Here is an 8709-nt window from a genome sequence, read left to right as displayed (position 1 = left end):
CACCACCTTTACGCGTGGTGGGGCGGCCCCATACCCCGAACACCCCGCGCCCCCACACACCCACCCCCCCCCCCGCGCCGCGCCCGCGCCCCCCCCCCCCCCGGCCGGGTATGTGCTCGTCTCCGAACGGCTGCTGACGGGTCAGCCGAGCAGGGTGTTCAGTTCGACGTGCGGCAGTCCGTGCGCCTCGGCGACCGGGCCGTAAACGACCTGACCCTCATGGGTGTTGAGACCCTTGGCGAGCGCGGCGTCGCGGCGCAGCGCCTCCTGCCAGCCGCGGTTCGCCAGCTCCACGATGTAGGGCATCGTGGCGTTGGTGAGCGCGTAGGTCGAGGTGTTGGGCACCGCGCCCGGCATGTTGGCGACGCAGTAGAAGACGGAGTCGTGGACCTGGAAGGTCGGCTCCGCGTGGGTGGTGGGACGGGAGTCCTCGAAGCAGCCGCCCTGGTCGATCGCAATGTCGACAAGTACACTTCCGGGCTTCATCTTGGCGACGAGCTCGTTGGTGACCAGCTTGGGGGCCTTGGCGCCCGGGATGAGGACGGCGCCGATGACGAGGTCGGCCTCGACGACGGCCTTCTCCAGCTCGTAGGCGTTGGAGACGACCGTCTGCACCTTGGTGCCGAAGACCTTGTCGGCCTCGCGGAGCTTGTTGATGTCCCGGTCGAGCAGGGTGACGTGGAAGCCCATGCCGACGGCGATCTGGGCGGCGTTCCAGCCGGAGACGCCGCCGCCGATGACGACGGCCTTGCCGGCGTGGGTGCCCGGGACGCCGCCCGGCAGCACACCGCGGCCGCCGACCGAGCGCATCAGGTGGTAGGCGCCGACCTGCGGGGCCAGCCGGCCCGCGACCTCGGACATCGGGGCGAGCAGCGGCAGCGCGCGGTTGGCGAGCTCGACCGTCTCGTAGGCGATGGCGGTGGTGCCGGACTGGAGCAGGGCGTCCGTGCACTCGCGCGAGGCGGCCAGGTGGAGGTAGGTGAAGAGGGTCTGGCCCTTGCGGAGGCGGTGGTACTCCTCGGCGATGGGCTCCTTGACCTTCAGCAGCAGGTCGGCCGTGGCCCAGACCTCGTCGGCCGAGTCCAGGATGGCCGCGCCGGCCTCGACGTACTCGGCGTCGGTGATCGAGGAACCGAGACCGGCCCCCTTCTCGACGAAGACCTGGTGGCCGTTGCGCACCAGCTCGAGCACGCCCGCGGGGGTGATGGCCACGCGGAATTCGTTGTTCTTGACCTCGCGGGGGATGCCGACCTTCACGTCGATCACGGTCCTTGAATCAGAGAATGACAGGCTATTCCGGATATGCCGGGCACACCAGAGCAGACCGCGTCGAACGCGGCCCAGCCAGTCTATTGAAGGATTGCGCGTTGTCTAGCCTTGCAATGCATCAATCTTTGCGCGATGCGCCACTGATTTCTTAGGTAGAAGATCCGTTACCCTGCGGTACCCCCTACTGGACCCCCGGTCGCTCCCCCTCCTCTGCCGAGACCTCTCCCGGGCCCCCCGGACCGCCCGGGGCCCCGGGCGCGCCCGGCCCGTCCAGCAGCCGCTCCGCGCAGCCCCGGTGCCGCAGCGCCCCCGCCGCGTCGCCCAGCCGCTCCAGGGTCTCCGCCAGCCGCAGCCGCAGCCCCGCCTCCAGCCGGGCGTCCCCGGCCGCCTGCGCGGACTCCACCGCCTCCAGTGCGGTGCGCGCCGCCTCGCGCGGCCGGCCCGTGTGCTCCTGCGCCCACGCGGCCTCGCCCAGCGCCCGGGCGTGCCCGGCGTGATCGCGCAGCCTGCGGTGGGCGGCGGCCGCCGCGCGCCAGTCCCGCAGCGCCTCCGGCCACAGGCCCGCGTAGCCGTGGACCGTGCCCAGCCGCCCGTACAGCCGCGCCTCGTCGGCCAGTTCCCCCCGCGTCAGCCGCAGCTCCAGGCCGCGCCGGTACCAGTCGGCGGCCCGCTGGAAGTCGCCCAGCTCCTGGTGCGCCGCCCCGATGGACTCCAGTGCCCGGCTGGTGGCGTACGGGTCCCCGGCCTCGCGCGCCGCCGCGAGGGCCTGGCGGTACCGGTCCAGCGCCTCCGGCGTACGGCCGGCCCGGGCGTCCAGGTCGCCGAGGTTCAGCAGCGCCGCGGCCTTCTCCAGCGGCATCTCGCAGCGCCGGGCCACGTCGAGGACGAGCTGGTGGAGCCCGTAGAGCTCGGGCGCCGCCGCCTCCGGCCCCAGATGGGCCGTCAGGGCCCGGGTGAGCGCGGAGACCAGCCGCCGGGCGAGGGTGTCCAGCCGGCCGTCCTCCACCGCCAGCCGGGCCGCCGCGAGCAGCGCGGGCAGCCGGGCCAGCAGCCACTCCTCGGCGGCGCGCCGGGAGGGGAAGCGCAGCGGCCGGGGCAGCTGCTCGATCCTGCGGCGCACCGCCGGATCGTTCCGCTCCGTGGTGGCACGGCAGGAGTGCAGCTGACGGACGGTCCGCTCCAGCATCCGCGCCCGGGCCAGCTCGACCTCGCCGGGCCGCTCCTGGGCGTGCAGCAGCGTGCCGAGCAGGGGCGCCAGACAGGTCGGCACCCGGTACTGCGGCGGCAGCCCTTCCGGGCCCTCCCCGGGGGTCTCGGGGCGCAGCAGGCCCCGGGCGGTCAGGTCCTCCAGCACGGACTGGGCGGTGGTCAGGGAGGTGCCCGCGAGCGCGGAGGCGGTGTGGGCGTCGGCCAGCCCGGCGGGGGCCAGCGCGAGCAGGTGCAGCAGCCGGGCGGTGGGCGCGGGCAGGGCCTCGTAGGCCAGCCAGAAGGCCCGTGCCAGCAGCCGGCCGCCCTTTTCGAGGCCGTCGGCGGGCGGCAGCTCGCGCAGCCGCTTGGCCGCGTCGACGACCGTCGTCTTGGGCTGGGCGGCGAGCCAGCCGCCGACCAGCACCAGCGCGGCGGGCTGGCCGCCGCACTCCTCGACGACCGTCTTGGCGGCCACCGGGTCGCAGGTGATCCGGGTGGGGCCCGCGAACCACTCCAGCAGTTCGACGGCCGCCTGGGTGTCCAGGCCGCCCAGCGCGCAGGGCCGGACGTCCGGCACCCCGGTGAGCGGGCCCCGGGAGACGGCCACGATCAGGCACTCGGGCTCGTCGGGCAGCAGCGGGTCCACCTGTTCGGCGCCCGCCGCGTCGTCCAGGACGAGCAGCACCCGCCGCCCGTGGAGGGCGTCGCGCAGGGCCTGGGTGAGCTCGTCCTCCTGGGCGCCGGCCGGTACGGGCGCGCCGAGCTCGGCCAGCAGGGCGCGCGCGGTCCGCTCGGTGGGTACGGGTGCCCCGTCGGCGCCCGTCAGCCGGGCGCGCAGTACTCCGTCCGGGTAGTCCACGGCGAGCTGCCGGGCGAGCTCCTCGGCGAGCGCGGTACGGCCGGAACCGGGCCGCCCGGCGATGAGCAGCACCCGGCCGCGCGGCTTCTTCCGGCCGGAGAGGGTGTCGAGCCCCGCGCGCACGATGTCGGCACGCAGCTCCTTGAGCTCGCGCTGCCGGCCGACGAACAGCTCGGTGCGCTGGGCCGTGAAGGACGTCGTACGGGTGGCCCGCTGACGGGGGCTCACCACGGGTGCGGGGCCGGGCGGCCGCCGCTCGGGCGGGACCACCGCCGGTCCGCCGGTCTCCACCGTCCGCTCCGCCACGGGTCCACTCCCTTCCCCTGCCCGCGGTGGGGGACCCCCGACCCGCGCGCACGGGAACCTGCTGCACGCTCAACCCCCGCCGCGGCCGCGGTGGGGGACGCGTCGAGCCTAGTTCACCACCCACCGCACTCCGGGTAACGCGGTACCGCGTTGTTGAAGATCACCTATTCGGGTTGCCCGATGGTCGGACCGGGCGGCCTGGTCAAACCGTGGGCCCGAGGGGCCGTCAGGCCTCGAAGGGGCGGGCCGGCCAGGGGGCGTCGGCCGGGCGCAGCGCCTCCAGGCCGTCGCCCGCGAGCGCGGCCATGACCGACAGGACGCCGACGACCAGGCAGTTGTTGTGCAGCTCGCCCTTGAGGACGCCGCGCGCCAGCAGGGCCAGCGGAATCCGTGCGAGCTGCATGTCGAGCTCCTCGTGCTCGACGGCGAAGCGCTCGCCCTCGACGGCGGAGATCCCGCGCGCCAGGAAGATCCGTACGGCCTCGTCGCAGCCGCCCGGCGTGGTGTAGACGTCGGTCAGCACCCGCCAGTCCTCGGCCTTGACGTGGGCCTCCTCGTAGAGCTCGCGCTGCGCGGCGTGCAGCGGGTTCTCCCCGGGGACGTCCAGCAGGCCGGCCGGGATCTCCCACAGCCGCTGCCGGACGGGGTGGCGGTACTGGTTGAGGACGAGCACCCGGTCCTGCTCGTCGAGGGCGAGGACGGCTACCGAGCCGGGGTGCACCTGGTAGTCGCGCTTGGCCGGGGAGCCGTCGGGCATGACGACCGTGTCCGTGCGGACACTGGTCTTGTTGCCGGTGAACGGCGTCTCGCTGGCGGTGACCCGCCATTCCTCGGCGGTGTCCTTGACGGGCTCGTCGACGGCCTCGTGCGCCATGGGTTACGTCCTCCAGAAATACGGGAACCGGGGCGGGCGCCTGCGTGCGCAGGCGCTCACCCCGGTCAACCGTACAGACCGGACGGATCAGCCCTGCTGCTGGCGCTCCACGGCCGCCTTCACCAGGCCCGCGAAGAGCGGGTGGGGGCGGGTCGGGCGGGAACGCAGCTCCGGGTGGGCCTGGGTGGCCACCAGGTAGGGGTGGACCTCGCGCGGGTACTCGACGTACTCGACGAGCTTGTTGTCCGGGGAGGTGCCGGAGAAGAGGATGCCGGCCTTCTTCTCGAGCTCCGCGCGGTAGGCGTTGTTCACCTCGTAGCGGTGGCGGTGGCGCTCCTCCACGTAGGCGGCGTCGCCGTAGACCTCGCGGACGATGGAGCCGTCGGCGAGCTTGGCCGGGTACATGCCCAGGCGCATCGTGCCGCCCATGTCGCCCTCACCGGCGACGATGTCCATCTGCTCGGCCATCGTGGAGATGACCGGGTGGGCGGTGGCCGGGTCGAACTCGGTGGAGTTGGCGCTCTCGATGCCGGCCAGGTTGCGGGCGGCCTCGATGACCACGCACTGGAGGCCCAGGCAGAGGCCCAGCAGCGGGACCTTGTTCTCACGGGCGTAGGTGATCGCGCCGACCTTGCCGTTGACACCGCGGTCGCCGAAGCCGCCGGGGACGCAGATCGCGTCCACGTCGGAGAGCTGGCGGGCGGCGCCCTCGGTGGTCTTGCAGTCGTCCGAGGTGACCCACTTGATCTTGACCTTGGCGCGGTTGGCGAAGCCGCCCGCGCGGATGGCCTCGGTCACCGACAGGTAGGCGTCGGGCAGGTCGATGTACTTGCCGACCAGCGCGACGGTCACCTCGTGGGAGGGGTTGTGGACGCGGTCCAGCAGGTCCTCCCACTGGGTCCAGTTCACGTCGCGGAAGGGCAGGTCCAGCTTGCGCACGACGTACGCGTCCAGGCCCTCGGTGTGGAGCACCTTGGGGATGTCGTAGATCGACGGGGCGTCGATCGCGGCGACCACCGCGGCCTCGTCCACGTCGCACATCAGCGAGATCTTGCGCTTGATCGCGGTGGGCACCTCGCGGTCGGCGCGCAGCACGATCGCGTCGGGCTGGATGCCGATGTTGCGCAGCGCGGCCACCGAGTGCTGGGTGGGCTTGGTCTTCAGCTCACCGGAGGGGCCGATGTAGGGCAGCAGCGAGATGTGGACGACGAAGACGTTGTCCCGGCCGACCTCGTGGCGCACCTGGCGGACGGTCTCCAGGAACGGCAGCGACTCGATGTCGCCGACCGTGCCGCCGACCTCGGTGATGACGACGTCGACGTCCTCGGTCGCCATGCGGCGGATGCGGTGCTTGATCTCGTTGGTGATGTGGGGGATCACCTGCACCGTGTCGCCCAGGTACTCGCCGCGGCGCTCCTTGGCGATCACCGTGGAGTACACCTGGCCGGTGGTCACATTGGCCGAGCCGTCCAGGTCGACGTCGAGGAAGCGCTCGTAGTGGCCGATGTCCAGGTCGGTCTCGGCGCCGTCGTTGGTGACGAACACCTCGCCGTGCTGGAACGGGTTCATCGTGCCCGGGTCGACGTTCAGGTACGGGTCGAGCTTCTGCATCGTCACCCGCAGGCCCCGCGCCTTGAGCAGCGCGCCCAGGCTGGAGGCCGTCAGGCCCTTGCCGAGCGAGGAGGCGACACCCCCGGTGACGAAGAGGTGCTTGGTCGTCGTGGGCTTAGCGGCAATTGCCAAAGGGGGGCTCCCGTGGTCGCGAGGTGAAGGTGCGTACCGGCGATCACCCGGTCGATTCCGGGGGTGCCGTCGCTGCGGGTGGGGGGTCTTGCGCCCGCCGGTCCACGGGGTACCAGGGTATCAGCGCCCGGGCCCGGACGCGTCCGGTGACGCGTCCGACGACATCGCACAACACCTGTCGTGACTGGGCGCGACGCCTCTGTGGGCGCTGTGTCACCGCACGCCTCGGGAGCCCGTCACGGGGCGCGCGCCCGGCGCGCACCGGGCCACCCATTCGGCACATGTTCCCCCGCGAACCGTCGCGCGTGTCCCAACTCCGCGTCGTATCCTGCTCGGACACACGCAGCGAGCCGGCCGGCGCGGCACCACCCCGGGCGCCCTCCCAGCTACCGCTGGGCAGCGTCCTCACCTCCGGAACAAGAGCTCGTCGAAGATCGCTTCATCGTCATGCGGACCCCACCAGGGGGTCCTGGTTGCCGTTCGACCCCCAGGGGTCCTGGATGCCGTTCGACTGGAGATGACCGTGGCCGGGCGTATCGAGGATTACGCACTCATCGGCGATATGCAGACCGCCGCACTGATCTGCCGGGACGGTACGGCCGACTGGCTGTGCCTGCCCCGCTTCGATTCGCACGCGGCCTTCGCCGGGCTGCTCGGCACGGAGGAACACGGATTCTGGCGGATCGGCCCGGCCCACCCCTCGGGGGCCGCGCCACCGTCCGCCGACCGCCGCCGGTACCGGGGGGACTCCCTCGTGCTCGAGTCCGAGTGGGACACCCCGCGCGGCACCGTCCGCGTGATCGACTTCATGCCGCCGCGCGACGGCGCGCCGCAGCTGATCCGCATCGTCGAGGGCGTCAGCGGCCGGGTGCCGATGCGCTCCGCCCTGCGGATGCGCTTCTCCTACGGGCGCGTGGTGCCCTGGGTCCACAAGCGGGGCGACCGCACGGTGGCCGTCGCCGGCCCCGACTCCGTGTGGCTGGACACCACCGCCGACACCTTCGGCAAGGACCTGACCACCTACTCCGACTTCACCGTCTCCCCCGGCGAGCGCATCGCGTTCACCATCAGCTGGCAGCCCTCGCACGGCGAGCCGCCCGCCCTGCCCGACCCGGAGGGCTCGCTCGCGGCCACGGAGGAGTTCTGGCGGGAGTGGGTCGGCCACTGTACGTACCACGGCCCCTACCGGGACGCCGTGGTCCGCTCGCTGATCACCCTGAAGGCACTGACGTACGCCCCCACCGGCGGCATCGTCGCCGCCCCCACGACCTCCCTGCCCGAGGAGATCGGCGGCGTCCGCAACTGGGACTACCGCTACACCTGGCTACGGGACGCCGCGATCACCCTGTCGTCGCTGCTGCGCACCGGCTACCGCGAGGAGGCCCGCGCCTGGCGCGAGTGGCTGCTGCGCGCCGTCGCCGGCGACCCCGAGAACCTCCAGATCATGTACGGCATCGCCGGCGAGCGCGAGCTCGGCGAGGCGGAGCTGTCCTGGCTGCCGGGCTACGAGAACTCCCGCCCGGTCCGCGTCGGCAACGGCGCCGCCGGCCAGCTCCAGCTCGACGTCTACGGCGAGGTCACCGAGGCCCTCCACCTCGCCCATATGACCGGGCTCGCCCGCAACGACTACGCCTCGGTGCTCCAGCTGCGCCTCATCGGCTATCTGGAGGACCACTGGAACGAGCCCGACGAGGGCATCTGGGAGGTCCGCGGCCCCCGCCGGCACTTCGTCCACTCCAAGGTCATGGCCTGGGTCGCCGTCGACCGGACGATCAAGCTCATCGAGTCCGGCGACGTCGACGGCCCCCTGGAGCGGTGGCGCGAGCTGCGCGACGACATCCACCGCGACGTCTGCGAGAAGGGCTACGACAAGGAGCGCAACACCTTCACCCAGTCCTACGGCTCCCACGAGCTGGACGCCTCCCTGTTGCTCATCCCCCAGATGGGCTTCCTGCCGCCCGACGACAAGCGCGTCATCGGCACCATCGAGGCGATCCAGCGGGAGCTGTCCACCCCGGACGGATTCGTGCTGCGGTATCCCACGGCCGGACATGAGGCGGGCGTGGACGGCCTGGAGGGTGACGAGGGCGCGTTCCTGGCCTGCTCGTTCTGGCTCGCGGACGACCTCGCGATGATCGGGCGGGTGGACGAGGCGCGCCAGCTCTTCGAGAAGCTGCTGGGCCTCCGGAACGACCTGGGGCTGCTGGCCGAGGAGTGGGACCCCCGGTTGCAGCGGCAGGTGGGGAACTTCCCGCAGGCCTTCAGCCACGTGCCGCTCATCGACACGGCACTGCGGCTGACGGCGTCCAGCGCGTTCGGCGGCTAGCGCCGCCGGAGAACCGGGGACGGCCCGCGCCCCGGGAGGGGCGCGGGGGAGTGTCGATTTGCGAGATGGGAAGAGGGTGGTGTTGGGTAAGAGTGTGCGGGGGGTGGGGTAGATATAGGTGGTCGCCGTGTGATTAAAAAGGGG

General features: G+C 72.5%; 5 protein-coding genes. 1 reads left to right on the top strand and 4 read right to left on the bottom strand.

The window, feature by feature from the left end; genetic code table 11:
* Positions 1-141: 141 nt before the first annotated feature.
* The 4 genes from ald to AB0E98_RS32735 form a co-directional block, all read right to left on the bottom strand.
* Complete coding sequence (gene ald, locus AB0E98_RS32750; RefSeq protein ID WP_361709995.1) at positions 142-1257, bottom strand: alanine dehydrogenase; 1116 nt, start codon at positions 1255-1257, stop codon at positions 142-144.
* 193 nt (positions 1258-1450) lie between these two features.
* A complete protein-coding gene (locus AB0E98_RS32745; RefSeq protein WP_361709992.1) occupies positions 1451-3487 on the bottom strand; it encodes a tetratricopeptide repeat protein in 2037 nt (678 codons plus the stop codon).
* A gap of 361 nt (positions 3488-3848) precedes the next feature.
* Positions 3849-4496 carry an NUDIX hydrolase gene (locus tag AB0E98_RS32740; RefSeq protein WP_361709908.1) on the bottom strand — a complete coding sequence of 216 codons (648 nt, stop codon included), beginning with the start codon at positions 4494-4496 and terminating at the stop codon, positions 3849-3851.
* An 87-nt stretch (positions 4497-4583) separates the two neighbouring features.
* Positions 4584-6233, bottom strand: a complete 1650-nt coding sequence (locus AB0E98_RS32735) for a CTP synthase (protein ID WP_361709989.1) — start codon at positions 6231-6233, stop codon at positions 4584-4586.
* Between the two features lie 529 nt (positions 6234-6762).
* Between AB0E98_RS32735 and AB0E98_RS32730 the strand changes: the two genes are divergently transcribed.
* Complete coding sequence (locus tag AB0E98_RS32730; RefSeq protein ID WP_361709905.1) at positions 6763-8565, top strand: glycoside hydrolase family 15 protein; 1803 nt, start codon at positions 6763-6765, stop codon at positions 8563-8565.
* Positions 8566-8709 lie beyond the last annotated feature (144 nt).

This window comes from Streptomyces sp. NPDC037389 (assembly GCF_040636475.1).
In the GTDB taxonomy this organism is placed as follows: domain Bacteria; phylum Actinomycetota; class Actinomycetes; order Streptomycetales; family Streptomycetaceae; genus Streptomyces; species Streptomyces hesseae.
This window is presented reverse-complemented; position numbering and strand designations above follow the sequence as displayed.

Excerpts from the sequence above, each read along its gene's own strand:
- AB0E98_RS32740 (WP_361709908.1), bottom strand. The coding sequence starts at position 4,496 with ATGGCGCACGAGGCCGTCGACGAGCCCGTCAAGGACACCGCCGAGGAA.